Source organism: Arthrobacter mangrovi (assembly GCF_026011795.1).
Lineage (GTDB): Bacteria > Actinomycetota > Actinomycetes > Actinomycetales > Micrococcaceae > Crystallibacter > Crystallibacter mangrovi.
The window spans coordinates 106,013-131,361 of sequence record NZ_BRVS01000005.1; the positions used below are offsets into that span (position 1 = coordinate 106,013).

The following is a 25,349-nucleotide window of genomic DNA, read 5'->3' on the forward strand; positions in this document are numbered from 1 at the left end:
GCCCTGCGGCAGGCCCGCGGACTTCACATGCGGCATCCGCGGTGCAAGAAGCGGTAGGTTGAAGCCTATGATCCGCGACCTACAGACCTACAACGATGATCTGCGGCTGGCCCATGTGATGGCTGATTCCGTAGACGCCCAGACCATGTCCCGCTTCAAGGCGCTCGATCTGAAGGTGGAGACCAAGCCGGATCTCACCCCGGTCACGGATGCGGATAAGGCCGCCGAGGAGGCCATCCGCGGCCAGCTGTCCCGCGCCCGGCCGCGGGACGCCGTGCTCGGCGAAGAGTTCGGCAGCAGCGGGCACGGTTCGCGGCGCTGGATCATCGACCCGATCGACGGGACCAAAAACTTCGTCCGCGGCGTGCCGGTCTGGGCGACCCTGATCGCGCTGATCGACGAGGGCAAGCCGGTGGTCGGGCTGGTCAGTGCCCCCGCACTGGGCAAACGCTGGTGGGCCGCCGCCGGGACCGGCGCCTACATGGGACGTTCGCTGTCCTCCGCGACGCGCCTGCACGTTTCCGACGTCGGTCAGCTGGAAGACGCCTCGCTCTCCTACTCAAGCCTGAGCGGCTGGCAGGAACGCGGAAATCTCACCGAGTTCCTTGGGCTGGCGGAATCGGTCTGGCGCACCCGCGCCTACGGTGATTTCTGGTCCTACTGCCTGGTCGCGGAAGGTGCCGTGGACATCGCCTGCGAGCCGGAGCTGAACCTCTACGACATGGCGGCGCTGGTGCCGATCGTTACGGAGGCCGGCGGCCGCTTCAGCTCCCTTGAAGGCGAGGACGGCCCCTTCGGCGGCAACGCCCTCGCCACCAACGGCGTCCTGCATGAGGAGGTCCTGCACCGGCTCAACCCGCAGCTGATCGGCCAGCGTCCCGCCGCCGCGCCCGGGGAGCACGCCGAAGACTGACGGCCGGGACCAAGGCAGTGGAACACCGCGGCCCGCGGATGGACGACGACCGGCGCAGGGACTTCGGCCGAAGCTTCGAACAGGGCGGCGAACATTACGAGCGCATCAGGCCGGGCTACCCGGACGATGCCGTGGACTGGCTGGTGCCGGCGGGGACCCGGGACGTCGCAGACTTGGGCGCCGGCACCGGCAAGTACACGGAACAGCTGCTGCGCCGGGGCCTGCGGGTCACCGCCGTGGACCCCTCGGCGGACATGCTGGCCCAGCTGCGGCAGAAGTATCCCGAGGCCGCGGTCCTGCTGGGGACGGCCGAGCAGACCGGCCTCGCCGACGCCTCCTTCGACCTCGTAACCGTGGCGCAGGCCTGGCACTGGGTCGATGCCGCCGCCGCCAGCACCGAGGCTGCGCGGATCCTGCGGCCCGGCGGCGTCCTCGGCCTGGTCTGGAACCAAATGGACGTTTCCATACCGTGGGTGCACCGGCTCTCGCGGATCATGCACGCCGGCGACGTCTACAAGCCCCACTCGCGGCCGGACGTCGGCGGCGAATTCACCGGTCTGGAGAACCATCTGACGCGGTGGACCGATCCCCTGCAGCCGGCCGACCTGATGGAACTGGCCAAGTCGCGCAGCTACTACCTGCGCGCCAACGAACAGACACGGGCCAAAGTGCTTGCCAACCTCGACTGGTACCTGCACGAGCACCTCGGGCACGATCCATCCGCCGTCCTGCAGCTTCCGTACCTGACCCTTAGCTGGCGAGCCTTCAAGCGCTAGCGGCCCGGCGCGCGCCCAACGGGCCGCTACAGCCCTGTCAGCCGGCACCCCGGCCCGGCAGCCCGACTCCGCATGTCATCCAGCGCGCACATCTTTTCTTTAGGTAGGTCGACGAAGTAAATTTAGGCATGCCGAAAAAATGGACTGTCGCGGTGCTCGTCGTGCTGGGCCTCCTCGCGCCTCCGGCCTGTGCGCCAGGCAGCGGAGCCCGTCCTGCCGTGTCCGCCGACGAACGGCCGATGGTCCTGACCACCTTCACCGTGCTGGCCGACCTGGTCCGGCAGGTGGGCGGGGACTATGTCCGGGTCGAATCGGTCACCAAGGTCGGCGCCGAAATCCACGGGTACCAGCCGACGCCCTCGGACCTGGTCCGGGCGCAGGACGCGGACCTCATCCTGGACAACGGCCTCGGGCTTGAACGCTGGTTCGCCCGTTTCGTCGCCGCGGTGCCGGCACCGCACGCCGTCCTCTCCGAAGGAGTAAAGCCGGTGGACATCCGGTCCGGCAACTACCAGGGCCGCCCGAACCCCCATGCCTGGATGTCGCCGGAGGCAGCCAAGATCTACGTGGACAATACGGTGGCGGCGCTCAGCAAGCTGGTCCCGGAACATGCGGGCGACTTCGCCGCCAACGGCGAGGCCTACAAGCGGCAGCTCGACGAAGTGATGCGCGAACTGCACGCTGCCTTCGCCGGCTCGGCGGCGGTTCCCGCGCTGGTTACGTGCGAGGGAGCCTTCTCCTACCTCGCCCGGGATGCGGGGCTCCGCGAGGCCTTCCTCTGGCCGGTGAATTCCGACGCCGAGGGCACCCCCCGGCAGATCAAGGACGCCATCAATTTCGTCCAGCAGCACGATGTGCCCTCGGTCTTCTGCGAATCCACGGTCAACCCGGGGGCCATGGAGCAGGTCGCGGAAGCCACGGGAGCCCGGCTCCTCACTCCCCTCTACGTCGACTCGCTCTCCCGCCCGGACGGCCCCGTTCCCAGCCACCTGTCGCTGATCCGCCACGACATCGAACTCATCAAGGAAGGACTGGCACCATGAGCCTCCGCCAGCTGACTCCAGGCGCAGACGCCATCGACGTATCCTCGCTGCGGGTCTCCTACGACGACGTCACCGCCCTCGAGCACGTCAGCGTGCGCGTGCGGGCGCGAACCATCTGCGGCCTCATCGGGGTCAACGGCTCGGGCAAATCGACCCTTTTCAAGGCGCTGATGGGACTCGTCCAGGCGACTTCGGGGACGGTCCGCATCTTCGGCGCCGCGCCGAAGGATGCCCGCAAGCTCAACGCGGTTTCCTACGTACCCCAGGCAGAAGACGTCGACTGGACCTTCCCGGTCTCCGTGCGCGATGTGGTCATGATGGGCCGCTACGGCAGCCTGGGCCCTTCCCGCCGTCCGCGGCCTGCGGACAGGGCGGCGGTGGCGGCGGCTCTCGAGCGGGTCGGCCTGGTCGACCTGCAGCACCGCCAGATCGGAGAACTCTCCGGCGGCCAGCGCAAGCGTGCTTTCGTCGCCCGCGGCATCGCCCAGGACGCGGGCCTGCTGCTGCTCGACGAGCCGTTCGCCGGCGTCGACAAGGCCTCCGAGGCCGGACTGACAAGCCTCTTCAAGGACCTGCGGGACGAGGGCAAGACCATCCTCGTCTCGACCCATGACCTCGCCGGCATCCCCCAACTCTGCGACGAGGCGATCCTGCTCCACCAGCGGGTACTGGCCCACGGACGGCCGGAAACCGTCCTGACCAACGAGAACCTGGCGCTGGCCTTCGGCACCGCCCTCAGCGACGTTCCGGAAGGACATCATGGAGATCGTTAACTGGTTGTTCGAACCGCTGCAGTACGGCTTCCTGACCAAGGCCCTCCTGGTCACGGTCGCCGCCGCGGCCGTCAGCGCAGCGCTGTCCTGCTGGCTGATCCTGATGGGCTGGTCCCTGATGGGCGACGCGGTGTCGCATGCGGTGCTGCCGGGTGTGGCCCTGGCCTACATCTTCGGCCTGCCGTTTTCCGTGGGCGCCTTCGTCTTCGGCGCCGGTGCCGTGGCGCTGATCGGTGCGGTGCGCTCCACGACCAAGCTCAAAGGCGACACCGCTATCGGCGTCGTCTTCACGGCACTGTTCGCGTTCGGCCTGGCCATCATCTCCAAGACACCCAGCCAGACCGACCTGCAGCACATCCTCTTCGGCAACGTGCTGGGCGTGTCGCTGCCGGAACTGCTGCAGGTGCTGGTCCTGGGTGCTGTGACCCTCGCGGTCCTGCTCTACAAGCGCCGCGACCTGACCCTGCTGGCCTTCGACCGCATCCATGCCCATGCCATCGGGCTGAATACCCGCTGGCTCACCGCCTTGCTGCTCGGCCTGCTGGCCCTGACCGTCGTCGTCGGGCTGCAGGCCGTGGGCATCATCCTCGTCGTCGCCATGCTCATCACCCCCGGGGCAACGGCGTTCCTGCTCACCCGGAACTTCGACCGGATGCTGCTGATCTCCATCACCATCACCGTCGCCGCCGCCATCGCCGGCATCTACGCCAGCTACTACCTGGACGTCTCGACCGGAGCCTCGGTGGTGCTGGCGCAGGCCCTGGTGTTCCTTGCCGTCTACCTGCTCGGCCCGCGCAACGGGATAGTGTGGCAGTGGCGCCGCCGCCGCGCCCGTGCCGCCGTGTCGCGGCAGCATGAGCAGATCCCAGCCTGAAGAGGCCCAACCATGTCACCGATGAGCCGGAACAGCCCTGCCCTCAGCATTAAATCCGCGAGCGTCCAGGACTATGTCAAGGTCATTTACACCTCCACCGAGTGGCAGGACCAGCGGGTTACCCCGTCCCAGCTCGCAGCCCGCCTGGGGGTCGCCAACTCCTCGGTGACCGGAATGGTCCGCAAGCTGGTGGACCTCGGCCTGGCCGTCCACCAGCCCTACCAGCCCGTCGAGCTGACCGGCGAGGGCAAGGCACTCGCCCTCGCCATGGTGCGCCGGCACCGATTGATCGAGACCTTCCTGGTCCAGGAACTCGGCTATGCGTGGGACGAAGTCCACGATGAGGCCGAACTCCTTGAACACACCGTTTCGGACACGTTCGTCGACCGGCTGTCCGCCAAGCTTCGCCACCCCACCCGGGACCCGCACGGGGACCCGATCCCGGCAGCGGACGGCACCGTCCGGATGCCCGCAGCCCACCAGCTCGGCGAGCTCGATCCGGGGCACACCGGGCACATCATCCGGATCAGCGACGCGAACCCGGAGCTGCTGCGTTTCCTCAGCACGGAAGAGATCGGCCTCGATGACCGCGTCGAGGTCATCGGCCACCGGCCGTTCGGCGGATCGCTTGTGGTGCGGATCGGCTCGGCCGACCGGCCCCGCGAGATCGACCTCGGCCAGGAGGCCACCGCGGCACTTTGGGTGGCCAGCGACGGGCCGCACGAGAACTGCCTGCTCGGCTCCTGACCGGCACCGTGGTGGCCCGGAATGCCCGGCGGCGCCGGAAACATAGGTAAGCTCGTGGTGGTATCCGCACCGGCAGAAGGGACGTCCATGGCAACCTTGGGCATCGAAGAAGAGTACCTGCTCCTCAACCCGGAGACAGGCCTCCCTGTGCCCGAGGCCGACCGGGTCGCCGAGTACCTTGAGGGCTCACTGCACGTGGCCCGGGACGACATCCAGCGGGAGCTGCTCAACTGCCAGATCGAAACGGCCACCCCCGTCTGCACGACCCTCACGGAGGCCGAGGAATCGCTGCTCAATTTCCGCCGCCAGCTCGACTCTGCGGCCAGGAAAGCGGAGGTACGCGCCGCCGCGACGGGGACAGCCGCGCGGATCGAAGACGACTACCCGCAGCTGACGGACAAACAGCGCTACCACGAACTGAAAGCCAGCGCCAAGGGCATCGTGGCGGACCAGTTCGTCAACGGCCAGCATGTCCATGTCTCCGTGCCGGACAAGGAGGCGGGCGTGCAGGTGCTCAACCGCATCCGGCCCTGGATGCCCGCGATTGTTGCCCTTGGCGCCAACTCCCCGTATTGGCTGGGCCGGGACAGCGGCTTTGCCAGCTGGCGGATCGTCCACTACCGCCGCTGGCCCGTCCAGGGGTGCACGCCGATCTTCGCCGACGCCGCCGACTACGAGCGCCGGATCCAGCGCCTCGTGGACGCCGGCGTCATCATCGACCGCGGAGTCCTGACGTGGCTGGCCCGCCTGTCGGACCACTACCCCACCCTGGAGGTGCGCGCGGCCGACGTACAGCTTGAGGCCCAGGACGCCGTCCTGATCGCCGCCGTCGTCCGAGGCCTGGTGACGACCGCCCTGCAGGAGGAGGAGGCAGGCAAAGACTACCCAATCCCCGACGTCGAACTACTCGACGCGGCAGTCTGGCAGGCCGGCCGGGAGGGCCTCTCCGACAAGCTGATCGACCCGCATTCGGGGGTCCTGTTGCCGGCCAGGGACGTGATCAACCTGCTGGTGCGCACCATCCGCCCTGCGCTGGAGGAGGCCGGGGACGCGGCCTGGGTGGACGCTTCGCTCCAGCGGATCTGGACCGAGGGCACCGGTGCGGACCGGCAGCGGCACGCAATGCAAAGCGGCGGCCAGCCCGCGCTGATGGACCTTTACGCACGCTCCCTCACCGCGGAGGCATAGCAAGCCTGCCTCGGACGGGAACCAGCGGCAGCAGTACGACGGCGGCCCGCGGCCGGGCGCTTCGCCCCGGTCGTTTCGGTCGCGCCCCGGCTACCGGACCTTGCGCTCGCTTCCCGCGTCGTCCATCAGGAGCGGCCCGATCAGGTCGGCGATAATCGCCGACGGGGCCACCCCGAATTCGCGGCGGAGCCGGACCCGGAAGCTTTGGTAGAGGCGCAGCGCCTCGGCGTGGTTGCCCTCCGCCAGGCAGGCCTGCATCAGGAGGCGCTGCGCGCTCTCCCTTAGCGGTTCGATCATTGTCGCCGCCCTGGCAGCCTCCATCGCCTGCTCAGTGTTCCCCTGGTCCAGGTACTGCCGTGCCAGCCGTTCCAGCACCGTCAGCCGCAGGCGCTGCCAGCGTTCCTGCTCGGCGACAACCCAGTCCTCGTACCAGCCCGGGAGCAGGTCTGCGTCCTCGACCAGGTGCAGCAACCCGCGGTTGAGCCCCGGATGGTCCTGCAGGCGGGACGCCCGCATCCGCACGTCCAGCACATCCACGCTGACTGCGCGGGAAAGATCCAGCGGATCCGCCGTCTGTCCGAGCAGGCCCGGCAAATGCTTGTTGATCAGGAAGATGCTCTCGCGCAGGCTGCCGGCGGCCTGGCTCTCCGAGCTGTCCGGCCAGAGCAGGCCGGCCAGGAAGGCGCGCGACTGCCTGCCGTACAGCGCGAGGGCAGCAACCAGCCGCTGCTGGCGCATGGCGACCTTGACCGGCACATGGTCCCGGCGAAGCTGCCAGCCTCCTATCAGCTGAAGTTCCCAACGGCCCTCAGATCCCATTGCGGCCCCCAAGTCGTTACGGATCGCATTGGCTGCCCGCCGCCTGCCTTCCCCAAGGCTGGCCCCCCCCGGCTGCATCCTATGTTTTCAGCATTGCCGACGGCGCTGGCAGTGTCAAACACCAGCCCCGGCCGGTTCAAGGTTCCTGCAAGAACACCACGGGAGCTGCAGCCGCCGGCAACACCCCGCAGGGGAAACCGCCACGGGGCCCGCAGGCGCACAAAAGAGGGGAAGCGCCGGCCGGCGCTTCCCCTCTTCATGAGTGGAGATGGGGGGAATTGAACCCCCGTCCGATGTTGTGTTGCCAGGACTTCTCCGGGCGCAGTTTGCGTCGGGTTTTCTTGGCCCCAGCCATCCTGCAAACAGGTGGCTGACCCGGGCCCAGCCGTCTAAAAGTCCCGGACACTCCGACGGCGAAAGTGTCCAGCAGTGGCCCCCTAAATGACGCCAGCATCCGGGGCGGGAGCGTCCCCGGGCTGACGGACTCGGTCTACTGCTTAGGCAGCGAGAGCGAAGTCAGTGCGCTTAGATTCGGCACTTATTGTTTTGCAGAGGGCGTTTCCGAGATAACTCTGCATCCTCGGCCCGCTTCCCCTGGCGCGACTAACATCGTCGAAACCTGTCATCCCCGTATTGAGTTACCAAACCGCACCATCGATGCGGACTACCATTGTAACCACATTCCGCGCGAATCCATTCCCGGTCCATTCCCGGCCGATAATTCCGCCCGGGCGGCAGCGGGACGCCGGCGCGGCGGCGGCCGCACTGAACTAGTCTCTAGACAGGAGCCGGAGGCAAGGAAGCCTCCCCTCACAGCCAGGAGGTGCCCGTGGTGCTGTTCGGAATCGAGGAAGAATTCCTCCTGGTCGATCCGGTGAGCAGCGAGCCGCAGCCGATGGGGCCCGCGCTGAGGGCCAGGCTGGGGCAACAGGACCATCCGCTCTTCCAGGTCTCCGCCGAATTGCTCGACTGCCAGATCGAGCTGGCCACCTTTCCCTGCGCCGGCCGCGCCGAGGCGGCGACCGCCCTCGTGGCCATGCGCCGCGCCCTCGCCCGCGCAGCGGAGGAAGCAGGCACGCAGCCCGCAGGCATCGGCGTCGTCTACAACGCCTCACAGGTGCCCGCGAAGGTGACCGACACCCCACGGTACCGGCGGGTTGCCAGCAACGCTCCCGCCGTCGTCGCCGATGAGTACGTCACGGGCCTGCACGTCCACGCGGAGATCAAGGACCCGGAGCTGCGTATCCAGGTAATGAACCGGTGCCGGCCGTGGATCCCCACGCTCACCGCGGTCGCCGCGAATTCACCGTTCTGGTACGGCCGCGACAGCGGCTTCGCGAGCTGGCGCACCATCCTGTACCGCCGGTGGCCGATCCAAGGCTGTCCACCGGTGTTCGCGGACGACGCGGACTACCGTCGCCGGCTGCAGCAACTGCTCGATTCCGGCGTGGCGGCCGATCCGGGATACGTCTCGTGGCTCATGCGGCCTTCGGCCAACTACCCCACGGTCGAGTGGCGCGGCGCGGACAGCCAGCTCTCGGCGCGGCACACGCTGCTGGCTGCTTGCCTGTTTCGGGCCCTGGCCGCTACGGAACTGCCCGCGGCGGCGGCCGGCGAGCCGCCGGTGCGGCAGCCGCAGCCGGAGCACCTGGACATCGCTCTCTGGCAGGCGGCACGCTACGGCATGGCCGGAGAGCTGATCGACCTGGAGACCGCGCGGCTCGTCCCCGCGCATGACCAGCTGGGCAGGTTGCTGGAGCACGTTGCCGGCGCACTCTCGGCGCACGGCGACGAGGAGTTCGTCCGTTGCGGCCTGGATCGCATCAGGCGCGAGGGCAACGGCGCGGAGCGCCAGCGGCGGGCCCACGAGGAGGGCGGATTCGCAGGATGGCAGCAGCTGCTGCGCGAGGAGTTGACCGCCGGCGCGGACTAGGTCCGGTGCGGATCAGCGGTTGCGTTCGCGCATGGCGCGCAGGGCCTCGCGCTTGTCCTGCTGTTCGCGCAGCGTCTGGCGCTTGTCGTAGTCTTTCTTGCCGCGTGCGACGGCGATTTCCACCTTCGCGCGCCCGTCCAGGAAGTAAAGCTGGAGCGGCACCAGGGTAAAGCCGGATTCGCGTGTCTTCTGCGAGATCTTGTTGAGTTCTTCGCGGTGCAGCAGCAGCTTGCGGCGGCGCCGCGCACTGTGGTTGGTCCAGCTGCCGTTCAGGTACTCGGGAATGTAGACGTTCTCGAGGTACAGCTCGTCGTTGTAGAACGTCGCGAAGCCGTCCACCAATGAGGCGCGTCCCTCGCGCAGGGATTTCACCTCGGTTCCCATCAGCGCCATGCCGGCTTCGTAGGTATCGAGGACGAGGTAGTCATGCCGGGCCTTGCGGTTGGTGGCCACTACCTTACGGCCACTTTCTTTGGGCACGACGGCGACTCCTTCCGGGGTATCGAAAGAACCAGTATAGCTGGGGGTGCTACAGCAGCCCCATCGGATTGACCAGGGAGCCGTTCAGGGTGGTCTCGAAGTGCAGGTGGCAGCCGGTGGAATTGCCGGTCGTGCCGACGTAGCCGAGGACCTGGCCCTGGCCCACCGACTGGCCGGCGGAAACGACCGACCGTGTCAGGTGGAAGTAGCTGGTGTCCAGCGCATTCCCGCCGACCACGCCGTGGCTGATGATCACCATGTTGCCGGCGGCACCGCCCCAGCCCGCCGTCGCGACGGTTCCGCTGGCAGGAGCGGTCACGGGGGTGCCGCAGGCGGAACCGAAGTCGATGCCGGTGTGCATGTAGCCGCCGCTGCCGCCGAAGTCGATCGTACCGGCCGGTGTCGCACGCCAGCCGTAGCCGGAGGTCACGCTGCCGGCCACGGGATACACCAGGCCGAACGACGAGGGCTCGGGGGCCGCGGGGGCAGGCGGCTCTACCGTGGGAACGATCTGCGGCACGGGCCGGCCGGCCGAGGCGGCGGATTGGCGGGCTGCCTTGATTCTGGCCTGTTCCCTCTCCCAGGCGGCCTGGGCGGCCCTGCGCTCGGCCTCCTCCTTGCGCTTCCGCTCGGCAGCCTCCCGGCGGAGCCGCTCCTGGCGTTCGGCGATTGCGCCCTGGACCTGCTGCTGCTCCTCCTGGACCTGCGCCAGCTGCTTCTGGATCTGCGGCTTGCGGGCCTGCAGCTCGTCGGAGAGCGCCGAGGTCTCCGCAATCAGGGTGTCGACCTTTTCTTTTTCCGCCGCCGCTGCGTCACGGGCATCCTGCTCCGCGGCCAGTGCATCCTCCGCCTGGGCTTTAAGGTCCCGGATTTCCTGCTCAACGGCTTCCAGCCGCGCCTCGGAGTTCACGTTCGTTGCGTTCTGCTGCGAGAGCTTGTCCAGCGCGGCGTTCTGGCTCCGCAGGGCCTGGTTGGCCAGGCCGAAGTCGCTCAGGCCCGAGCTGCCCTCCGAACCGAGGAACAGCTGGAGGTTCGACGGGACGCCGCCCTGCTTGTAAGCCTGGGTGGCAATCTGCCCGATGACCTTCTTCGTGTCCTTGAGTTCGGCCGCGTCGGTCTCCATTTGCCGCGTGATGCTGTCCTTGGTCTGCAGGGCCATGTCCACGCGCTGCGCCAAGGCGGCTACTTTTCCGGTTGCCTCTTCGACGCGCCCCTGGGCTGCGGCGAGCTTCTCCTGGGCCGCAGGAAGCTTGCCCTGGTACTCCTTGAGCCGGGTGACCGTCTTAATGATGTCCGCGTCAAGGAACTCGAGGGACTCCTCGACCTGGGCGACCTCCTGCTTGAGGTCCGCCGCCCGGTCGTCGAGTTCGTCTGCCTGCGCCGGACCTGCCGCCCCCAGGGAGAACGCGAGGAACGCGGCCAGGGCCGCGCTGATGACCCCCTGCGGGAGGCATGTTCGCCGGCCCCTGCGCTCCACGATCCGGTTCCCCAACCTGTTGTTGTGCTCGAGTGACATGATTTTAGACCTTCAGGTAACGACGTAGGGTCAGGAGAGAGGAGACGCCGGCCAGCACCGCTCCCAGCAGGATCAGCATGGGGGCAATCAGCAGTACCGAAGACTCGGAGATGAAGGCAGTGTCCGGATATTCGCGGGCCAGCCAGTCGCCGATGAAGAACCGGGCGACCGCCCACAGCGTCACCGAAGCCAACACGGCTCCGATCACCGCCGCGATGACGCCCTCCAGGATGAACGGCAGCTGGATGACGGCCTTGGACGCCCCGACGAGGCGCATGATGCCGGTTTCCCGGCGCCGGCTGAACGCCGAGAGCCGGATGGTGGTGGCAATCAGCAGAATGGCGCAGACGATCATGATCGCGGCGATGCCTACGGCCACCAGCGACGCCGCATTCATGACGTTGAAGACCCGTTCGAGGATTTCCCGCTGGTCGACCACGACCTCCACGCCGGGCAGCGACGAGAAGATCTCGTTGATGACCTCGTACTTCTCCGGGTCCACCAGGCTGACCCGGAACGACTCCGGCAGCTGGTCCGCGGTTACGGAGTCAACAATCGGCGAGTTGGCAAACTGCTCCTTGAAGTGCCCCAGCGCGTCATCCTGCGACTCGTAGACATAGCTGTCCACGTACTGCGTGACCGCCGGGCTCTTCAGGGTGCTCTCGATCTCTGTACGCTGCTCGTCGGTGACCGGACCGGAGGCGCAGGTCGCCGCCGTCGACGTGTCCACGCAGAGGAACACCGCCACCTGGACCTTGTCGTACCAGAAACCCTTCATCTGGTTGATCTGCAGCTGCAGCATGCCCGCCGCGCCCACGAAGGTCAGCGAAATGAAGGTCACCAGGATGACCGAGGTGACCATCGCCAGGTTCCGCCGCAAGCCAGAACCGATCTCGCCGAGGATGAAGGCCAGTCTCATTTGGCTTCCCCCTGCGCTCCGGCGTAGATGCCCTCGGCTTCGTCCCGGACCACCCTGCCGTCCTTGAGCTCAATGACCCGTTTGCGCCAGTCGTTCACGATGACGTTGTCGTGGGTGGCCATGACGACCGTGGTTCCGTTCTGGTTGATCCGGTCCAGGACCTTCATGATGCCCATGGACGTCGCCGGGTCCAGGTTTCCGGTGGGCTCGTCAGCCAGCAGGATGCCCGGCTTGTTGACTACGGCGCGGGCAATGGCGACGCGCTGCTGCTCACCGCCGGAAAGTTCGTGCGGCATCCGGTGGTCCTTGCCGTCCAGGCCCACGGTCTTGAGGACCTCCGGCACGGTTTCCCGGATCACGGCCCTGCTCTTCCCGATGACCTGCATGGCGAACGCGACGTTTGCCGCGACGGTCTTGTTCGGCAGCAGCCGGAAGTCCTGGAAGACGACGCCGATCCCGCGGCGCAGCTTGGGCACCCGCCAGCTCGGGATGTTGGCGACGTTCTGGCCGGCCACGTAGACGGAGCCGCGGGTGGCCCGATCCTCTTTGAGGACCAGCCGGATGAACGTGGATTTACCCGATCCCGAAGGACCGACCAGGAAGACGAAGTCCCCGCGGTCGACTTCCAGCGACACCCTGTCCAGAGCCGGACGGGAGTTCTGGTCGTAGACCTTGGTGACGTTGTCGAATCGGATCATGACTACTTCTGCCCACTGTGTACCGAAGGATGGGCTTCTGCTCGGGGGAAGAACCATCGGCTTTTTGACTATATGCGCGATTTCTTGGGATTTGCCTGCAGATCAGGGCCGGGCGTGTCGTTTAACCAAACCGCGCAGCAAGACGCCCGGGCCGGTTCCGGTAACTGCCCGGAACCGGCCCGGACGCACGAGACCGTCCCTCAAGGCCGGCTGCCACAGGGTCAGGATAACCAGTGGCCGATGCCGTGGGAAGGCGCGGAGGGCCCGGCAGGAGGAGCCCGTTATCGAGGCGCCGTCGGCGCCGCAACTGCCGAAGGTCCTCCGGGCTCCGCGGGTGCGTCCGGCACGAGCGCCGCGGCAACCGCTTCCGCCACAACGCCGGCTCCCGGGGCGTCCATCACGATCGTGTAGTGGTTGACGTCCGGAACGTCCCGGACGGTGAGCCGTTCCAGTTGCCCCTCCCAGCAACGCGCGTGGGCCTGGGTGTAAAGGCCGGCCGGCTCGTCCATCAGTCCGCGGGGAGCCCGCAGCAGCAAGGTCGGGACGGCCAGCGCCGCCAGCGCCGCCCTCAGGTCCGGGCCGCGGTTCAGGTCCGCCGTGTCTTCCCGCATCGCTTCGAAACGGGTGGCCGGCCGGAGTCCGGACTCCTCCCCAGCGAGATCGTAATCGACGTACTCCTCCACCAGCGGGTTCCAGTTCCGGGCGAACGCCGGATGCTGCCTCCAGAAGCTGCGGTACGCTTCCCGGCTCGCATAGCGTGTGCCGAGCCGCTCCGCTGCCGGTCCGAGGACGGCCTCAATGACCTCGTCGTCGCTCAGGCCCGGCGGAACCTGCAGCGGCAGGCCGCCGTCGATGAGGACCAGCGAGCGCACCAGGCGCGGATACCGGTGTGCCAGCACCACGGAAACGAACGCCCCCATGGAATGGCCGGCCACCACGGCCGACTCCACCTCGAACGCGCCCAGGACGGCCGCCAGGTCTTCCGCGTGGGCGGCCATGCCGTACGGACCGGGCAGGCCGTTGCTCCGGCCGCGGCCCCGCAGGTCCGGCGCGATGATCCGCACGTGCGGCAGCCGGGCGGCCACCAGTCCCCAGGTCTTGTGCGACGCGGTCACCCCATGGACCGCCAGGAGGACCGGAGCGGCCGGATCTTCCGGACCCCAGAGCCCGCAGCGGAGCGCCCCGCCGTGCACGGGGACATCCGCAGTCCGGTAGCCGCCGGTGTTGTGCTCACTCATTCGCCGTTCCTTCCGTCCGCGGACCGGGCTCCGGCGCCAGGGCACGCTCGATGAACTGCATCATTTCCTCGAAGACTTCTTCCGGCACGTCGGGGCGGGGCGCCTTCCCCGGCCCGGGGGTCTCCTCTTCCCACAGGACCCAGCGCATCCCGATCAGTTCGCCGATGCCCATCAGCGCCCACGCCGCTACCGTCGGATCCATCGGCCGCACCTCGCCCTCGGCCTGGGCGTGCTTGAGCCCCTCGATGTAGCCGTTGACGATCCGGGTGTAGTGCATCCGCAGCGCCCCGGGCGAGACGAATTCCGCCTGCCGGACGATCCGGTACAGCGCCGGGTGTTCGGCGGTGAAGCGGAAGAAGGCGCGGAAGCCGGCGCGCTCGGCCTGCAGCCGGTTTCCTGCCTCGCGGGCCGCCTCGGTCATGGCGTGGCGGACGCGCCGGTTGAGGTCCTCGACCACTTCGTCGAATATCTCCTGCTTCCCGGAGAAATACAGGTAGAAGGTGCCCAGTCCGACGTCGGCCTCTTCCGTGATCTTCACGATCGAGGCGTCATGGTATCCCACCGACGCGAAGACCGTTTCCGCGGCCTGCAGCAGCTTCCCCCGGGTGCGCGTGCCCCGGGCCGTCCTGGGTGCCGTGCTCATGTGCGGACCTCCGATCCTTCCAGCGCCTGCCCCGCGGCCCGTTGCCGCAATCGACTGCGCGCTACCTTGTTCAGTGCGGTCCGGGGCAGCCGGGAGACGAATTCGATGCGTCCGGGCACCTTGAACCGCGCCAGGTGTTGCCCACAATGTTCCAGCAATTCCTCTTCGTCGGTCACCCTCCCGTGCCGGACCACGACGTAGGCCGCTCCGGTTTCGCCCCAGCGTTCGTGCGGCTCTCCGACGACGGCGGCCTCCGCGACGGCCGGGTGCTCCAGCAGCACGGCTTCGACTTGGGCCGGCGCCACGTTCTCGCCGCCCGAGATGTAGATGTCCTTGAGCCGGTCGACCACGCGGATGAAACCGTCGGCGTTGCGTTCGACCAGGTCTCCGGTGTGCAGCCAGCCTCCGGCGAGCGCGGCCGCGGTGGCCTGCGGGTCGCGGAAGTAGCCTGCGAAGACGCCCGGCCCGCAGACCCGGAGTTCTCCGGTGGCGGCGCCCTCGAGCAGCCGCCCGGTGGCCGGATCGGCCACGGCGACATCGACATGAGGATATGGCTTGCCCGCGTACCCGAGCATCGAGGCGGCGTCCTCATTGGGCAGGCAGAGCACGTTCGGCGACGCCTCGGTCAGCCCGTAGCCCTGGCTCAGCGCCACTCCCCTGCGGTGCCAGACCCGCAGCAGCGCCGCCGGCATGGACGCGCCGCCCACGATCGCGTGGGACAGGCTGGACAGATCGGCGGCGGCGAAGTCGGGGTGCTCGGCCAGCATCAGGTAGTGCGTCGGCACACCCATCAGCGTGGTCACGCGCCGTTCCGTGATCAGCTGCAGGACCCGTCCGGCATCGAAGGAGCGCTCGAGCACGACCGTGGCGCCTGTCCACCAGGCCAGCAGCGGCTGGATGTTCCACCCGCCCACGTGGAACTGCGGCAGGACGGAGAGTACGACGTCGTTGCTGTTCAGTTCCGCGGTGCGCGAGAGGGAGAGGTTCGTCCAGAAGCAGTTGGCGTGCGTCAGCACGGCCGCCTTGCTGCGCCCCTCCGTACCGGAAGTGAACACCATGAGCAGGGCGTCGGCGTCGTGCACTTCCCGCTGTTCCAGGGCTTGGGCGCCGCGCCGGGTCGGCGGCGGAACGTGCGCCTCCACCCCGGCCGGACCGAGCGGCGCCGTCCGCGCCGCCTCAGGCAGCCGGGCCAGGGCGGCCGCCGCCAGGGCATCGAATTCGTGCTCCACCAGGACAAGCGCCGGGTCGGCATGCTCCAGCTGGTCCGCCAGCTCCGGCGGCGAGAGCCGCCACGACAGCGGGACGAGCACCAGCCCCGCCTTGGCGCAGGCGAAGAACAGGACCACATGGTCCGCCGAATTGCCTGTCACCGTAGCGACCCGGTCGCCGATGCCGTAGCCCGCGGCACGGAATGCGGCGGCGAGCGCTGCCGCCCGGCGGTCCAGGTCCCGGTAGGCCAAGGTCACGCCGCGGTCGTCGATGGCCACGCGGCCCGGCGTCGAGGAAGCCCGGTCCGACGTCCAGCGGCCCAGCGTGTGCAGTCCGTCCTCGGGCCGGGCTGTCACGCGGCATCCTCCAGCACGGCGCGGGCCTTTTCCGTCTGGCCGGCCCTGGCCCTGCGGCCGCGGCCGAGCCGGCCGGCGGCTCCGGTGAGGCCGCCCGGCAGGAAGAGCACCACGAGGATGAACAGGGTTCCCAGGATGAACAGCGGTTCCGAGAGCGGGATCCGCAGGAAGTCCGGCAGGCCCTCGATGGCATCGGAGTTCGCGAGCGAGGTCAGCCGCTGGTCCAGCAGGGTGTAGAAGACGCCGCCCACGATGGCGCCCCAGCGGGAGCCGACACCGCCCAGGACCACCATGACCAGGAGCGTGATGGTGAAATCCGCCGACACGCTCCGCGGGACCGCCCCGGACTGCAGCAGGAGGTAGACCATGCCCACGAGCGAGGCAAGCACGCCGCCGACGACGAAGACCAGCAGCTTGATCAGGTACGGCTGCAGTCCGATCACCCGCACCCGCAGTTCGTTCTCGCGCACGGCGGCGGCGACGTGGCCGGCGCGGCTGTACTGCACCCAGGTGACGATGGCGAAGACGAGCACCAGCACGACCAGGGCCAGCCAATAGAGGTTGCGCGTATTGACCACGCCGACGAGGAAGTCCGGGAGGCTGTCCGTGGCCAGCGCCAATCCCTCCTCGCCGCCGCTCGCCCCGCCCGGGTTGCGGCCGACGAGCACCGAACCTGCTTCGGCGAAGGCCAGCGTCACCATCGCGAAGGGAATCCCCGCGACGCGGAGGCTGACCGCGCCGACGACGTGGGCGAGCACGATCACGACCAGCAGGGTCAGGCCCATCGCCGGCAGCAGCGGGATGTCCAGGTTGTCGAGGATGATGGCCAGCCCGTAGACGCCGGCGCCGAAGTACAGGGCATGGCCGAAGGAGAGCAAACCCGCGACGCCGAGGAGCATGTGGTAGCTCAGCGCGGCAGCCGCCATCAGCATGCACATCGCCATCAGGTGCAGCGATCCCGGCGTGTACGTCGGACCGGGAAGCACGCCCGGCAGCGACAGGTTCAGCAGCGGCAGCAGGCCGAGCAGGGCCACCGCAGCCCCGCCGGCCCCCCACTTCGCCAAGGCCTTCGCACCGCCCCGCCTGCCTCCGCGGTCCGCCGCGGAGGTGTCCCCCGGGCGGGAGGAGGCACCGCCGTCGTTCGCGGACACTGCCTGAGCCTCGGCGTCTCCCGTTTCCGGAGCCGGGTGCTGGGTATCGGTCTCGCTCGTGGTCATGATTTTCTCCCAAGGAGTCCGGAGGGACGGAAGAGCAGGACAAGGGCCAGGGCAATAACGACGACGAAATCGCCGGTTCCGAAGAGGTAGAAGTTCGCGAACTGCTGCAGCAGGGCCACGGCGACGGAGGCCACCGCGGCTCCGGTGAGCGACCCCAGCCCGCCGATCACCGTGACGATGAACGCGAAGATCAGCAGCGAGCCGCCGAGCAGCGGCGAGACGTAGCCGAAGTAGTGCGATGCCAGGACACCGCCCAGGCCGGCCGCCGCGCCGCCGATGGTGAAGACCAGGGTGAAGGCCTTGCGCACGTCGATGCCGAGGGCCGTCACCATGGACCGGTTCTCGACGCCGGCGCGGATGATCATGCCGTAGCGGGTGCGCTTGAGGAAGAGCACCATGCCCAGCAGCACCAGGGCGGCGGCGATGATGGAGATGAATCGGTCGTTCGGGATCTGCGCGCCGAGCAGGTTGGTCGTCTGGCTGAACCATGCCGGGCCGTCGATGAAGACCGGGTCCGTTCCCCAGATGCCCTCGAACAGCGCCACGGTGGCCAGCGACAGGCCGACGGTGATGAGGACCTGTTCGATGTGCCGCTCGTACAGCCGGCGGATAAGGACCAGTTCCGTGAAGGCCGCGAAGAGCGCTCCCACGGCGGCGCCGATCAGGATGGAGACCAGGAAGGAGAACCAGCTGTCGGCTCCAGTGCGGCGGGCGACCTCCCAGCCCGCGAAGGCACCCACCGTCAGGAAGGACCCGTGGGCGAAGTTCAGCACGCCCATCAGCCCGTAGATGAGGGACAGCCCGGAGGCGACCAGGAAGTACAGCGCGCCGAGGCCGAGCCCGGTCACGAGCAGAAGGATCACGGTGCTCACAGCCCTGCTCCCTTCCGTGCCGGGTCGGCTGCCGCCGGGGCGGGCGCCGCTGCCTGTGTGGAGGACGCCGCTACCGAGGAGGAAACCGCCGTCGCGCCCGCCGCCACCGGCGCTTCCGCCTCCTGCGCTTCCTGTTCAGCGTCGGCGTGGACGCCGAGAAGCCGCCGGGTGAGGTCCTCGTCGTCGAGGAAGTCGAGGGCGTTTCCGGTGTGGACCACCCGTCCGCCGGACAGGACCACCGCATCGCCGGCCAGGCGGCGGACCACCTGCAGGTTCTGCTCCACCAGCAGGATCGGCACGGTGGCTGCGGCCTGTTCCAGCGCTTCCGCCACCTCCTGCACGATCTTGGGAGCCAGGCCCTTGGTCGGTTCGTCGATCAGCAGCACCTTATTGTCGTTGAGCAGCGCACGCGCCAGCGACACCATTTGCTGCTGCCCGCCGGAGAGCGTACCGGCCATCTGTCCGGAGCGCTTGACCAAGTCCGGAAAGAGTTGCTCCACGAGTTCGCGCCGCGGGTGCGCGTCCCGTTCGGCCAGCCGCAGGTTCTCGGCCACCGTTAGCTTGCCGAAGACCTCGCGGTCCTCGGGTACGTAGCCCACGCCCCGGCGGATGAGTTTCCAAGTCGGATCCTTGTCGATCCGCTGGCCGTCGAGCTCGACCCTGCCGGTGCGGTCGATCAGGCCGATCAGGGCTTTGATGGTGCTGGTCTTGCCCACCCCGTTGCGCCCCAGCAGCGCGGTGATGCCGCTGGCCGGAACGGTGAAGGAGACGTCCTCGACGACCTGCTGGCCGCCGATCCGCGCGTTCAGCCCGGCGACGTCGAGGATAGGTCTGGCTGTGGTGTGGCTGGTCATCAGACGGGCTCCCCCAAGTAGGCGCTCTGGACGGTCGGATCGGCCATCACGGCCTCGGGCGTGTCGATGGCCAGCAGGCTGCCGTGGTGCATCACTGCTACCCGGTCCACGAGTCCCAGCACCACGTCCATGTGGTGCTCGACCATCATGACGGTGCAGCCCCGGTCCCGGTGCATCCGGCGGATAATGGCGCTCAGTGCCGGAACGTCGCCGGAAGCGACGCCGGCCATCGGCTCGTCGAGCAGGATCAGCGCCGGATCCGCCGCCAGCAGCATGGCAATTTCCACCTTGCGCTTGTCGCCGTGGGAGAGGTCACCGGCGGCGGCCGAGCTCTTGGCACCCAGGCCGACCTCGTCGACATTTTCCTTCGCTGCCCTGGTGGCCGCATCCGAAGCCCCGGGAAACCGCAGGACCGAAAGGCTGCGGCCAATCCGAGCCTGGGCGGCCAATCGGACATTCTCCAGCACGGTAAGCCCCGGGAAGAGGCTCGAGGTCTGGAAGGTGCGGCCCAGGCCCGCTTTCGCCCGGCGGTGGACGGGCAACTGGGTGACATCCTGTCCGTTGATGGCGATCGTGCCGGCCATGGGCCTTAGGACCCCGGAGATCAGGTTGAACAGGGTGGTCTTGCCGGCGCCGTTGGGGCCGATCACGCCCACCATTTCGCCGCGCGGTACCGAGAATCCGACGCCCTCAAGAATTCGGGCGCCGCCAATCTGCAGGCCGACGTTGTCGACGGCGAGCGCAGGCTGGGCGGGGTTGCTCATGGAAATCCTTCGCTAGGTCCTGGCGTCATGGCCGGCGGACCGCGGCTGTCGAGGACGCGGTCCGCCGCACCGGGACGGATGGTGGCCGGTTACTTCTTTTCCGGCGGCGCTACCTCGCCGGCGGGGACGACCTTGATCAGCTCCGGAACCCAGGCGCCGTCCTTTTCTACGAGCTTGGCCTGGTACATGTCCTGGACGAGCGCGTGGTCCGAGGCCCGTACCGTTGTCTCGCCCTTGGGACCTTCGAAAGTGAAGCCCTCCAACGCGGTGACCATGGCGTCGACGTCGTTGCCGCCCTGCTCCACCGCGCGCACGATCATCTGGCCGGCGACGAAACCGTCCGGAGTGAACAGGTCCGGCTTGGCTCCCGCCGCCTCGACCGAGGAGACCATTTCCTTCTCCACGTCGTTGCCGGCCGCGCCGGGGAAGTAGTGGTTCAGGAAGCGGATCTTGTCCGAAGCCGCTCCGTAAGCGCCGAAGGTGGCGGCGTCGCCGAGCCCGGTGACGATGGGGGCGGCATCGAAGGCGCCCTGCTGGCTGAGCGCCTCCCACATTGAGCCGGACGTGGCGCCCGCCCAGGCGGCGAAGACCAGGTCGGGCTTGGCGTCGATCAGCTGGCGGGCGAACGGCGTGAATTCGGTGGCGTCCTCGGGAACCAGAACCTTCTCGACCGTGGCGCCCTGGCCACCGAGTACGGCTTCGACGGCGGCGAGGTTGCCCTGGCCGAAGGCGTTGTCCTGCGCGAAGACGAGGACCTTCTTGCCCTTGAGGTCGTCGACGAAGGTGCCCGCCGTGGCGACGTCCTGCAGGCTCTGCCGGCCGGAGCGGAAGGTGTAGTCATTGATGCCTTGGATGGCATCGGTGGCCGCGGGGCCCGAGATGTACAGGACCTTGTTCTGCTCGGCCTGCTCCGCGAGCTTGAGGGCGATGCCCGAGACGACCGTGCCGGCGAGGATCTTGTAGTCCTGGCCAATCAAGTCCTTGGCGACTGTCACCGCCTTGTCCGGATCCCCGCCGTCGTCATGGTAGGTCAGGTTGAGCTTGGTGCCGTTGACTTCGCCGCTCCCCTCGGTGGCGTAGTCGATGCCGGCCTGCAGGCCCTCGTAGTACGCCTCGCCATAGGCCGCGAGGGGACCCGTCTTGGAATAGACGATGCCGACATTGATGCTTTCGGGACCGCCGGCCGCACCGGCGGCGTCGCCTTCCCCGCCGGGACTGGGCGCGCAGGAGGTGACTGCCAAACCGGTGGCGAGCGCCGCAGCCATAAGGAACTTCTTCGTAGCCTTCACGGGATGCCTTTCGTCGTGGATCCGCTGAGTCGCTGGAGACTGAACCACCCAAGGGCAACCACTCGTCTCCCCCAAAACCTGAAAGGTGATTCAGATTACAGAGAATCTATGACGCGGATCACTCGGCTGTCAATGGCCGGGTGCCGCCACGGGGGTTACGTTCCGGTCACGGATGCTCTGGTAGCACCAGGGAGACGCAGCGGGCAGTCCCTCGCCGCCGGAGTAGCCGGGCTCCTGCGGCTCCGGCATTCCCGAGGGCTATGCCTCCTGCCGCACTCGATTACCCTCGTGCGAAGGCTCTTCCTATCCCCCGGCGGAGCCGGGGCCAGCCCTTCTGCGGGTCGCCCGGTACGGCAAGACCCCGCCCGCCTGGATTGGCGGACGGGGTCCCGTCACTAACTGGAAGGCCTGTCCCTCGCACGTGCCCGGCTGTCCGCATGTCGCGGGAAACAACCTGCCGCGGCTGGGCGCTGGCGGACATTCACACCTGTCGGAGCTGTGCTGTCCTGTTCTCCGCAGGTCCTGCTCGCGGCAGTTCCTATTCGGCCGCGTTCCGGTTGTTGGCACGCCACCGGATACCGGCGTCGATAAAATCGTCGATCTCGCCGTCGAACACCGCGCCGGTGTTGCCCACTTCGTGTTCAGTCCGTAGGTCCTTGACCATCTGGTACGGGTTGAGCACGTAGGAGCGCATTTGGTCGCCCCAGGATGCCTTCACGTCACCCGCGAGCGCCTTCTTCTCGGCGTCTTCCTGCTCCTTCTTGAGCAACAGCAGCCGGGACTGCAGCACGCGCATGGCGGCGGCGCGGTTCTGGATCTGGGACTTCTCGTTCTGCATGGAAACCACGATGCCCGTCGGCAGGTGGGTCAGGCGCACGGCCGAGTCGGTCGTGTTCACGGACTGCCCGCCCGGGCCCGAAGAGCGGAAAACGTCCACCTTGATCTCGTTGTCCGGGATTTCTATGGAGTCCGTCTGCTCGATCAGCGGGATGACTTCCACCGCGGCGAAGGACGTCTGGCGGCGGCCCTGGTTGTCGAAGGGGCTGATCCGTACCAGACGGTGGGTGCCGGCTTCCACCGACAGCGTTCCGAAGGCGTAGGGCGCCTTCACTTCGAACGTGGCCGACTTCAGTCCGGCCTCTTCGGCGTAGGAAGTGTCGAGCACCGCCGTCGGATAGCCGTGCCGCTCGGCCCACCGCAGGTACATGCGCATCAGCATCTCCGCAAAGTCCGCGGCGTCAACGCCGCCTGCGCCGGAACGGATGGTCACGACGGCTTCGCGCTCGTCATATTCTCCGGCCAGGAGGGTAACCACCTCCAGCTGGGACAGGTCCTTCTTCAAAGACTGCAGTTCCCCGGCAGCCTCGGCCATGGAGTCCTCGTCGCCAGCGTCCTGGCCGAGTTCCACGAGAACCTCAAGGTCGTCGATCCGCGAGGAGAGCCTCTCGAGGCGCTCCAGTTCCGACTGGCGGTGCGAGAGCTTCGATGTGATCTTCTGCGCCGCTGCCGGATCGTCCCAGAGGTCGGGGACGCCGGCCTGCTCGCTGAGCACGGCGATGTCTTTCCGGATGCTCTCCACGTCCGAAACAGCTTCAATGGATTCGTACGTCGCGCGGAGGGCACGGATTTCTGCGGGAAAGTCGATCTCAGCCATGGTCCCTCAAGACTACGCCATGCAACCAGAGCTTCCCGTGTCCTGCATACTGGTCCTGCTCGGATGACTGCGAAACGGGGATGAACGCGTGGCTGATGGTGGCGGAAGGTGAGTGTCCACATCGGCACCTCGGGCTGGAGCTACGACCATTGGGATAATGTCCTCTACTCCGCCGGGACGGCGCCCCGCGACCGGCTCGCGTCCTACTGCAGGAAATTCGGCACCGTCGAGCTGAATGCCAGCTTCTACCGTTGGCCCCGCGACGCGACTTTTGCCGGCTGGCGGCGCCGGCTGCCCGAGGGCTTCGCCCTCTCCGTTAAGGCGTCGCGCGGGCTGACCCACGCCAAAAAGCTCTACGCACCCGAGGCGTGGATCGAACGCATCAGGCATTCCTGGCATGAGCTCGGCGACAAGCGAGCCGTCCTGCTGATCCAGTTGCCGCCCGGGATGGAACGCGACGACGCGAGGCTTGATTACTTCCTGGCACGGCTGCCCGACTGGATTAGGGTCGCCGTGGAGTTCCGCCACCCGAGCTGGCATCATCCGGACGTCTACCGCCTGCTCGAACATCATGGGGCCGCCTACTGCGTCATGAGCGGCGCCAACCTGCCGTGCGTGCTGGCGGCGACGGCTCCCTTCGTATACATCCGGATGCACGGCCCCGACCACGAGCATCTCTATGCCGGCTCCTATTCGGAGCAGGACCTGCACTGGTGGGCGGACAGGATCCGCGATTGGCAGGGATCCGGAAGGGATGTCTACGTCTACTTCAACAACGACGGCTTTGGCCATGCCGTTCGAAATGCCGAGACCCTCCGCGGCATCGTCGGTGCTGGCTAACGCAGCCGGGAACGCGCACACCGCCGCTCCCCGAGGCGGGTACGGCATGACTTTAGGAGAACGACGACGGGGCGGTCCGGAAGTCCGCAGTTGCGCAATCCCACAAACCCGCAGATCCGCCGGGGGCTCATTTCATCGCCGCAGTTCAGAGCGGGCGTCGCTGAAGACGGTGATAGGAACGCCGTCCGGGACCAGGAAATTCACCATCGGCGGATGGACGACGGCGGACAACTCCACATGCGCCGTGCGGCTTTCCGGAGATCCCGTGCCGCCGCTGATCGCCAGCCCGCTGAATCGGCCGGCGGCCCCGGTTTCCGCCAAATAGCGCTGGACCGCGCTGTGGACGGCGCCATCGCTGAGCCGCGGAACCGGCCCCCCTTCGCCAGTCTCGACGTCGGCCAAGGTAAACGTGTCTGCGGCGGCCACGGCAGCTCCGTCCGCGACGGACAGGAGCTTCTTCCGCTCGATGTAGACCGAGGAGGCGGCCATGACGACCGTCAGGATCAGCAGGCTGATGGCGACAAACCCGATGATCAGGACCGCGACCTGCCCCTCTTCGTCCCCTCGGCCGGCGGGCGAGGCACCAGTATGCGCGGTGCCGCCCCGCCCGCGCGGCCGGGACAGCGAAAAAGGGCTCATCCGTACTGCTCGACAATCTGGGTGGCCGAGGAGTTGACCCGAGCGAATGACATCCCGAGCCCGGACATCAACGGCAGCGGCACATCGAGCGCGACCTCGACGGTCACTGTCGAACCTGGTTCCAGGCATGCCCCGGACCCGCACCCGATCGAGACCGTGAGGTCTCCGGCATCGAACCCGAAATCCTGGACCGACACGAGGGCGGCCTCCGCTGCCTGGCTGTGGGCTGCGCCCGGCTCTTCCGTCGCGGCGAAGACTTTCGCCGCGTGGTCGGCCGCGCTCACAACGGCGAAAGATCCGCCCTGCACCTGTCCGACGGCGATCACAAAGTACACGACCGGCACAAGCAGGAGGGTGCCCAGGAAAACGAACTCGACGACGGCACTGCCGGATTCGTCGCGCGCTTTGGCTGCTGTCCTCCCCGCGGCCGTCCGGCACGCCCGCACCACGGCTGTCAGCCCGGTCCTGTCAGCGAGGTAATGGCGCATGGCCTTCCACCTCCAGGAGGCCCGCAGGCCCAAGGAGGCCTAGCGCGGGGAACGGAGCCTTGACCGACACCCGCAGGGTCCGCAGGCCGGCCCGGTTGATCTCGTCGACCCGGACATCCCGGGAATAGGCAGGGCTGAGCGTGCCGTCGATCAACGCCTCCGCCCGGGCGAGAGCGTCTGCGGCGCTCCGGTCGGCCAACGACCCGTACCGGGCTCCGGCTCCGGCGGCGTCAATCAGTGTGTTCCGCACATGCAGCACCAGGGCAAGCTGCATGATGGAGACGAAGATGAGTGCCAGCATGCCGCCGACCAGGACGAAATCCACTGCCGCCGAGCCCTTGTCCTGGGTGAGGACGAGCCGGGCACCCGAACGTTGCCTGCCCGCCCGCATCAGGGCTGGCTGACCCGTCCCATGGCGTCGTTGAACAGCCCCTCGAGGGCCGGCTTCGCGATCGCCAGTATCCCGGCCACCAGGACCGCCGACATCAACGTGATCATCACCCACCCGGGGACGTCTCCGCGTTCCGGGTCATCGTCGGTGAATGTGGTCCGCAGCCGGATTGCCGCCTGCGACATTGTTATCGACAACACGGCTGCGATCCGCAGG

The 25,349-nt window shown here is 67.9% G+C and carries 27 protein-coding genes and 1 other RNA gene; 9 read left to right on the plus strand and 19 right to left on the minus strand.

The window, feature by feature from the left end:
• The first annotated feature begins 67 nt into the window (after positions 1-67).
• From hisN to AHIS1636_RS06530, 7 genes are all read left to right on the plus strand, one after another.
• A complete protein-coding gene (gene hisN / locus AHIS1636_RS06500; protein WP_264795006.1) occupies positions 68-913 on the plus strand; it encodes a histidinol-phosphatase in 846 nt (281 codons plus the stop codon).
• Positions 914-951: 38 nt separating this feature from the next.
• Positions 952-1,689: a class I SAM-dependent methyltransferase gene (locus AHIS1636_RS06505; RefSeq protein WP_373875803.1), complete on the plus strand. Its 738-nt coding sequence runs from the start codon at positions 952-954 to the stop codon at positions 1,687-1,689.
• A 128-nt stretch (positions 1,690-1,817) separates the two neighbouring features.
• Positions 1,818-2,732, plus strand: coding sequence for a metal ABC transporter substrate-binding protein (locus tag AHIS1636_RS06510; protein ID WP_264795008.1), 915 nt, complete (start codon positions 1,818-1,820; stop codon positions 2,730-2,732).
• Entirely contained in the window at positions 2,729-3,505 is a 777-nt protein-coding gene (locus AHIS1636_RS06515) for a metal ABC transporter ATP-binding protein (RefSeq protein ID WP_264795009.1), read from the plus strand. Before AHIS1636_RS06510 ends, AHIS1636_RS06515 begins: the two co-directional genes overlap by 4 nt.
• Entirely contained in the window at positions 3,492-4,379 is an 888-nt protein-coding gene (locus AHIS1636_RS06520; RefSeq protein WP_264795010.1) for a metal ABC transporter permease, read from the plus strand. The genes AHIS1636_RS06515 and AHIS1636_RS06520 overlap by 14 nt, the downstream gene beginning before the upstream one ends.
• A gap of 21 nt (positions 4,380-4,400) precedes the next feature.
• Positions 4,401-5,126 carry a metal-dependent transcriptional regulator gene (locus AHIS1636_RS06525; RefSeq protein WP_264795011.1) on the plus strand — a complete coding sequence of 242 codons (726 nt, stop codon included), beginning with the start codon at positions 4,401-4,403 and terminating at the stop codon, positions 5,124-5,126.
• 87 nt (positions 5,127-5,213) lie between these two features.
• Positions 5,214-6,314, plus strand: a complete 1,101-nt coding sequence (locus tag AHIS1636_RS06530; RefSeq protein WP_264795012.1) for a carboxylate-amine ligase — start codon at positions 5,214-5,216, stop codon at positions 6,312-6,314.
• 90 nt (positions 6,315-6,404) lie between these two features.
• On the opposite strand, the gene AHIS1636_RS06535 is transcribed toward AHIS1636_RS06530, so the two are convergent.
• A complete protein-coding gene (locus tag AHIS1636_RS06535) occupies positions 6,405-7,133 on the minus strand; it encodes an AfsR/SARP family transcriptional regulator (RefSeq protein ID WP_264795013.1) in 729 nt (242 codons plus the stop codon).
• A 260-nt stretch (positions 7,134-7,393) separates the two neighbouring features.
• Positions 7,394-7,763, minus strand: a transfer-messenger RNA (tmRNA) gene (gene ssrA, locus AHIS1636_RS06540).
• A gap of 199 nt (positions 7,764-7,962) precedes the next feature.
• Between ssrA and AHIS1636_RS06545 the strand changes: the two genes are divergently transcribed.
• Positions 7,963-9,066 carry a carboxylate-amine ligase gene (locus AHIS1636_RS06545; protein ID WP_264795014.1) on the plus strand — a complete coding sequence of 368 codons (1,104 nt, stop codon included), beginning with the start codon at positions 7,963-7,965 and terminating at the stop codon, positions 9,064-9,066.
• Positions 9,067-9,078: 12 nt separating this feature from the next.
• On the opposite strand, the gene smpB is transcribed toward AHIS1636_RS06545, so the two are convergent.
• The 13 genes from smpB to prfB form a co-directional block, all read right to left on the minus strand.
• A complete protein-coding gene (smpB, locus tag AHIS1636_RS06550; RefSeq protein WP_262105409.1) occupies positions 9,079-9,546 on the minus strand; it encodes an SsrA-binding protein SmpB in 468 nt (155 codons plus the stop codon).
• A gap of 49 nt (positions 9,547-9,595) precedes the next feature.
• Positions 9,596-11,062 (minus strand): M23 family metallopeptidase, encoded by a 1,467-nt coding sequence (locus AHIS1636_RS06555; RefSeq protein WP_264795015.1) that lies wholly within the window; start codon positions 11,060-11,062, stop codon positions 9,596-9,598.
• 4 nt (positions 11,063-11,066) lie between these two features.
• Positions 11,067-11,981, minus strand: coding sequence for a permease-like cell division protein FtsX (gene ftsX / locus AHIS1636_RS06560; RefSeq protein WP_264795016.1), 915 nt, complete (start codon positions 11,979-11,981; stop codon positions 11,067-11,069).
• The gene (gene ftsE, locus AHIS1636_RS06565) at positions 11,978-12,679 is read right to left on the minus strand and encodes a cell division ATP-binding protein FtsE (RefSeq protein ID WP_264795017.1); all 702 of its coding nucleotides are present in this window, start codon (positions 12,677-12,679) and stop codon (positions 11,978-11,980) included. Before ftsE ends, ftsX begins: the two co-directional genes overlap by 4 nt.
• Positions 12,680-12,960: 281 nt before the next feature.
• On the minus strand, positions 12,961-13,917 hold the full coding sequence (locus AHIS1636_RS06570; RefSeq protein WP_264795018.1) for an alpha/beta fold hydrolase: 957 nt from the start codon (positions 13,915-13,917) through the stop codon (positions 12,961-12,963).
• The gene (locus AHIS1636_RS06575) at positions 13,910-14,560 is read right to left on the minus strand and encodes a TetR/AcrR family transcriptional regulator (protein ID WP_264795019.1); all 651 of its coding nucleotides are present in this window, start codon (positions 14,558-14,560) and stop codon (positions 13,910-13,912) included. The genes AHIS1636_RS06570 and AHIS1636_RS06575 overlap by 8 nt, the downstream gene beginning before the upstream one ends.
• Positions 14,557-16,125, minus strand: coding sequence for a class I adenylate-forming enzyme family protein (locus AHIS1636_RS06580; protein ID WP_264795020.1), 1,569 nt, complete (start codon positions 16,123-16,125; stop codon positions 14,557-14,559). Before AHIS1636_RS06580 ends, AHIS1636_RS06575 begins: the two co-directional genes overlap by 4 nt.
• Complete coding sequence (locus tag AHIS1636_RS06585; protein WP_264795021.1) at positions 16,122-17,342, minus strand: branched-chain amino acid ABC transporter permease; 1,221 nt, start codon at positions 17,340-17,342, stop codon at positions 16,122-16,124. Before AHIS1636_RS06585 ends, AHIS1636_RS06580 begins: the two co-directional genes overlap by 4 nt.
• Positions 17,339-18,214, minus strand: a complete 876-nt coding sequence (locus tag AHIS1636_RS06590; protein WP_264795022.1) for a branched-chain amino acid ABC transporter permease — start codon at positions 18,212-18,214, stop codon at positions 17,339-17,341. Before AHIS1636_RS06590 ends, AHIS1636_RS06585 begins: the two co-directional genes overlap by 4 nt.
• Positions 18,211-19,068 (minus strand): ABC transporter ATP-binding protein, encoded by an 858-nt coding sequence (locus AHIS1636_RS06595; RefSeq protein WP_309298580.1) that lies wholly within the window; start codon positions 19,066-19,068, stop codon positions 18,211-18,213. Before AHIS1636_RS06595 ends, AHIS1636_RS06590 begins: the two co-directional genes overlap by 4 nt.
• Positions 19,068-19,832, minus strand: a complete 765-nt coding sequence (locus AHIS1636_RS06600) for an ABC transporter ATP-binding protein (RefSeq protein ID WP_264795023.1) — start codon at positions 19,830-19,832, stop codon at positions 19,068-19,070. Before AHIS1636_RS06600 ends, AHIS1636_RS06595 begins: the two co-directional genes overlap by 1 nt.
• Before the next feature lie 89 nt (positions 19,833-19,921).
• The gene (locus tag AHIS1636_RS06605; RefSeq protein ID WP_373875794.1) at positions 19,922-21,121 is read right to left on the minus strand and encodes a substrate-binding domain-containing protein; all 1,200 of its coding nucleotides are present in this window, start codon (positions 21,119-21,121) and stop codon (positions 19,922-19,924) included.
• 538 nt (positions 21,122-21,659) lie between these two features.
• Positions 21,660-22,775, minus strand: a complete 1,116-nt coding sequence (gene prfB / locus AHIS1636_RS06610) for a peptide chain release factor 2 (protein WP_264795025.1) — start codon at positions 22,773-22,775, stop codon at positions 21,660-21,662.
• A gap of 108 nt (positions 22,776-22,883) precedes the next feature.
• Between prfB and AHIS1636_RS06615 the strand changes: the two genes are divergently transcribed.
• Positions 22,884-23,615, plus strand: a complete 732-nt coding sequence (locus AHIS1636_RS06615) for a DUF72 domain-containing protein (protein ID WP_264795026.1) — start codon at positions 22,884-22,886, stop codon at positions 23,613-23,615.
• Between the two features lie 132 nt (positions 23,616-23,747).
• Here the strand turns inward: AHIS1636_RS06615 and AHIS1636_RS06620 are convergent, their stop codons facing one another.
• The 4 genes from AHIS1636_RS06620 to AHIS1636_RS06635 are packed head-to-tail and all read right to left on the minus strand — an operon-like array spanning position 23,748 to position 25,318.
• Entirely contained in the window at positions 23,748-24,254 is a 507-nt protein-coding gene (locus AHIS1636_RS06620) for a pilus assembly protein TadG-related protein (protein WP_264795027.1), read from the minus strand.
• On the minus strand, positions 24,251-24,742 hold the full coding sequence (locus tag AHIS1636_RS06625) for a hypothetical protein (protein ID WP_264795028.1): 492 nt from the start codon (positions 24,740-24,742) through the stop codon (positions 24,251-24,253). Before AHIS1636_RS06625 ends, AHIS1636_RS06620 begins: the two co-directional genes overlap by 4 nt.
• On the minus strand, positions 24,723-25,133 hold the full coding sequence (locus AHIS1636_RS06630; RefSeq protein WP_264795029.1) for a TadE family protein: 411 nt from the start codon (positions 25,131-25,133) through the stop codon (positions 24,723-24,725). The genes AHIS1636_RS06625 and AHIS1636_RS06630 overlap by 20 nt, the downstream gene beginning before the upstream one ends.
• On the minus strand, positions 25,133-25,318 hold the full coding sequence (locus AHIS1636_RS06635) for a hypothetical protein (protein WP_264795280.1): 186 nt from the start codon (positions 25,316-25,318) through the stop codon (positions 25,133-25,135). Before AHIS1636_RS06635 ends, AHIS1636_RS06630 begins: the two co-directional genes overlap by 1 nt.
• Positions 25,319-25,349: the final 31 nt, after the last annotated feature.

Bases quoted from the DNA above. Each gene is read 5' to 3' on its own strand.
- AHIS1636_RS06510 (WP_264795008.1), top strand. From the start codon at position 1,818: ATGCCGAAAAAATGGACTGTCGCGGTGCTCGTCGTGCTGGGCCTCCTC.
- AHIS1636_RS06575 (WP_264795019.1), bottom strand. From the start codon at position 14,560: ATGAGCACGGCACCCAGGACGGCCCGGGGCACGCGCACCCGGGGGAAG.
- hisN (WP_264795006.1), top strand. From the start codon at position 68: ATGATCCGCGACCTACAGACCTACAACGATGATCTGCGGCTGGCCCAT.
- AHIS1636_RS06620 (WP_264795027.1), bottom strand. From the start codon at position 24,254: ATGAGCCCTTTTTCGCTGTCCCGGCCGCGCGGGCGGGGCGGCACCGCG.
- AHIS1636_RS06505 (WP_373875803.1), top strand. From the start codon at position 952: ATGGACGACGACCGGCGCAGGGACTTCGGCCGAAGCTTCGAACAGGGC.
- AHIS1636_RS06585 (WP_264795021.1), bottom strand. From the start codon at position 17,342: ATGACCACGAGCGAGACCGATACCCAGCACCCGGCTCCGGAAACGGGA.
- AHIS1636_RS06600 (WP_264795023.1), bottom strand. From the start codon at position 19,832: ATGAGCAACCCCGCCCAGCCTGCGCTCGCCGTCGACAACGTCGGCCTG.
- AHIS1636_RS06530 (WP_264795012.1), top strand. From the start codon at position 5,214: ATGGCAACCTTGGGCATCGAAGAAGAGTACCTGCTCCTCAACCCGGAG.
- AHIS1636_RS06525 (WP_264795011.1), top strand. From the start codon at position 4,401: ATGAGCCGGAACAGCCCTGCCCTCAGCATTAAATCCGCGAGCGTCCAG.
- ftsE (WP_264795017.1), bottom strand. From the start codon at position 12,679: ATGATCCGATTCGACAACGTCACCAAGGTCTACGACCAGAACTCCCGT.
- prfB (WP_264795025.1), bottom strand. From the start codon at position 22,775: ATGGCTGAGATCGACTTTCCCGCAGAAATCCGTGCCCTCCGCGCGACG.
- ftsX (WP_264795016.1), bottom strand. From the start codon at position 11,981: ATGAGACTGGCCTTCATCCTCGGCGAGATCGGTTCTGGCTTGCGGCGG.
- AHIS1636_RS06520 (WP_264795010.1), top strand. From the start codon at position 3,492: ATGGAGATCGTTAACTGGTTGTTCGAACCGCTGCAGTACGGCTTCCTG.
- AHIS1636_RS06555 (WP_264795015.1), bottom strand. From the start codon at position 11,062: ATGTCACTCGAGCACAACAACAGGTTGGGGAACCGGATCGTGGAGCGC.
- AHIS1636_RS06595 (WP_309298580.1), bottom strand. From the start codon at position 19,068: ATGACCAGCCACACCACAGCCAGACCTATCCTCGACGTCGCCGGGCTG.
- AHIS1636_RS06535 (WP_264795013.1), bottom strand. From the start codon at position 7,133: ATGGGATCTGAGGGCCGTTGGGAACTTCAGCTGATAGGAGGCTGGCAG.
- AHIS1636_RS06635 (WP_264795280.1), bottom strand. From the start codon at position 25,318: ATGTCGCAGGCGGCAATCCGGCTGCGGACCACATTCACCGACGATGAC.
- AHIS1636_RS06515 (WP_264795009.1), top strand. From the start codon at position 2,729: ATGAGCCTCCGCCAGCTGACTCCAGGCGCAGACGCCATCGACGTATCC.
- AHIS1636_RS06570 (WP_264795018.1), bottom strand. From the start codon at position 13,917: ATGAGTGAGCACAACACCGGCGGCTACCGGACTGCGGATGTCCCCGTG.
- AHIS1636_RS06625 (WP_264795028.1), bottom strand. From the start codon at position 24,742: ATGCGCCATTACCTCGCTGACAGGACCGGGCTGACAGCCGTGGTGCGG.
- AHIS1636_RS06630 (WP_264795029.1), bottom strand. From the start codon at position 25,133: ATGCGGGCGGGCAGGCAACGTTCGGGTGCCCGGCTCGTCCTCACCCAG.